The sequence below is a fragment of the Streptomyces sp. SM11 genome, from assembly GCF_002910905.1.
GTDB lineage: Bacteria > Actinomycetota > Actinomycetes > Streptomycetales > Streptomycetaceae > Streptomyces.
Map to the genome: position 1 here is coordinate 1 of NZ_NEUE01000227.1, position 2,796 is coordinate 2,796.

The window sequence follows — 2,796 nt, forward strand, 5'->3', positions numbered from 1 at the left end:
GCGGCTCCCGCCGGACGGCGGCCGGGTCGGGGGTCCGCGTCTCGCCGGGTGTGCTCGTCACAGTGGTCGTACGCCGCATCCGCACGCCCTGGAACTGGGCGAGGACGTCACCGGCGGGGCCCAGCAGCAGCGCGTCGGCGGTGGCGTAGGCACCGTCGTCGCTGGTGCGGCGGACGTGGACGGTGACCTCTCCCGTCAGCCCCGACAGGTCGGTGAAGAGGGCGAGCCGCTCCACGCCGATCGGCAGCATGGGATACGGGCCGTCCTCGCCCGTCAGGTCCTGCAGGGCGCAGCTGACGACCTGGAAGACGCCGTCCACCAGAAGCGGGTGGGCGTACCAGGGCATCGGTTCGGCGTCGGACCGCAGGGTGGCGCGGGCCGTTCCGCCGTCGCCGACGGACAGCGCGCGGACGGTACGGAAGTCGGGACCGTACTGGAGTCCCTCGCGCTCCCAGCCGGTGTAGAGCCGGACCGGGGCGATGTCCCGGGCGGCGGGCCCGTGGTCCGCGTCGGCGCGCGGGGGCCGCGCGTCCGCCGGGAGGAACCGTCCGGAACCGGTCGACAACTGTTTGCGACTGCCGGCCGCGACGGTGGTCAGCTCGAAGCGGGTCCGGTCGGTGCCGGGAGTCACGTCGAGGCGGACCGGCGCGGTGGCCCGGTCGGCGATCGTCAGGGGGCGGAGGAACGACACGCCGGTCAGCTCCAGGGGAGCGAACGTCCGGCGCCTCGCCACTCCAACGAGCGCCATCTCCAGCTGCACGGCGGCGGGCAGCAGCCCGGTCCCCGCAGAGCGGTGCTGGGCGATGAAGGGCTCCTGGCCCGTGAAGGTCTTTTCGTACGTCTCGGCGGGATGCGTCACTGTCCCTCGCTCCGGTGCTCGTAGTGACGGTCGAAGAGCGGGTGGCCCAGGGTGCTCGCCGCGCGTTCGCGGCGGGCCGGGGGCGCCACCAGGTCCTGCTGGTTGAAGGGGTAGGTGGGCAGGGTCGTCGTCCGATGGCCCTTGCCGGCATGCACGCCGACCCAGTCCACCGACCCTGCACCGGAGTTCGCATAGGCAGCCAGAGCGGCATGCACCTCGGCCTGATCGACACGGTCACGCCGCAACGTGGTCAACCACACCGGCTCACCCCCCTGCCACGACGCCCGCGCCAACGACGCCAACTGCGGCTGGGAACCGATCTCCCACACCACACCCGCACCCACCGAACCCACCAACGCGACAGCCTCCGAGAACCGCACCGGCTCACGAATCCCCCGCGCCCAATGCCCCGGATCCACCGCCGACTCCGCCGTGTGCCACCCACCCGTCACCGACGAAGCGAACGCCATCGAAGGAGCCGACAACACCGCCCCCGACACCGCCTCCGCGAACGGTGCAACCGCACCCTCCATCAAAGCCGAATGGAAAGCGTGGCTCACCGCCAACGGCTGCGACCGCAGACCCGACTCCTCACGGAACCACGCCACCGCACCCGCAGGACCCGAAACCGTCACCACCCCAGGCGAGTTGAACGCCGCCACTTCAACCCCAGGGAAGCGAGACAGCACCTCAAGGACCGCATCCACGTCCCCATGCACCGCCGCCATCGCACCCTCACCCGGCTGCGACTCCATCAACCGACCCCGCACCACCGCCAGACGCAGCAGATCCCCCAGACCCACCACCCCCGCAGCCCACGCAGCCGTCAACTCACCCAGACTGTGCCCCACCACCACATCCGCACGCACCCCCACCGACTCCAACCACCGCACCAACCCCACCTGCACCGCCACGATCCCCACCTGAGCGAACCGGGTGCGACCGAGGGCGCCGGAGGCGTCGGTGAACAGCAAGTCCAGCAGCGGGACTTCCAACTGTCCGACGAGCAGGTCGGCGCACTCATCGAGCGCCGCCCGGAACGCCGGCTCCGTGCGGTAGAGCCCCTGGCCCATGCCTCTGTACTGGGAGCCCTGCCCGGTGAACATGAAGGCGACCGGCGCGGAGCCCCGGCCGCCCTTGCGGGCGACGGCCGAGGCGCCGGAAGCGATGTCCCGCAGCGCGACCGCAAGCTCCCCCGCGTCACCCCCCGAGACGACCGCGCCGAACCTGCCCTCCGCCCGGCCGGTGTTGGCCGTGAAAGCGAAGTCGCCCAGCCGGTCGGCGTCCACGGCAGCCAGCCCGTCAGCGTAGGACCCGGCCAGTGTCCGTACGGCCGTCTCGTCCGCGCCGGTGACGCGCACCACGAGCGACTCCGGGACGGGTACACCCCGGACCACGGCGGTGGGTGCTTCCTCCAGGATCACATGCGCGTTGACCCCGCCCATCCCGAACGCACTCACCGCACCACGCCGCAGACCGTCCTCAGGACGCGGCCACTCCATGACCCGGTCCGCCAAGAAGAACGGCGTGCCCTCGAAACGAATATGGTCATTGGGCCGCACCACATGCAGCGACGGCGGAACCACACCCCGCTCCATCGACAACAACACCTTCACCAAACCCGCCAGACCCGCCGCCGGCTCCAGATGACCCACATTCCCCTTCAACGAACCAATCGCACAGAACTGCGAACGATCCGTCAGCGCACGCCACGCACGCGTCAACCCCTCGACCTCAATCGGGTCACCCAGACTCGTCCCCGTACCATGCGCCTCCACCATGCCAACCGACTCCACCGGCACCCCCGCATCCGCGAGCGCGGCCGAGATCACCGACTGCTGCGCCGCACTGCTCGGCACCGTCAACCCACTCGTACGGCCACCGTGGTTCACCGCCGTGCCCTTGACGACACCACGCACCCGGTCACCGTCACGCAG

General features: G+C 71.0%; 2 protein-coding genes. Both read right to left on the reverse strand.

All coding sequences use genetic code 11. The annotated features are described in order from the left end of the window. Positions 1-859 (reverse strand): polyketide synthase dehydratase domain-containing protein (locus tag B9S58_RS23095; protein ID WP_181009421.1); only part of this gene is annotated, 859 nt, incomplete at its 3' end. Further along, positions 856-2,796 (reverse strand): type I polyketide synthase (locus B9S58_RS23100; protein WP_219818906.1); only part of this gene is annotated, 1,941 nt, incomplete at its 5' end. The genes B9S58_RS23100 and B9S58_RS23095, both read right to left, overlap by 4 nt.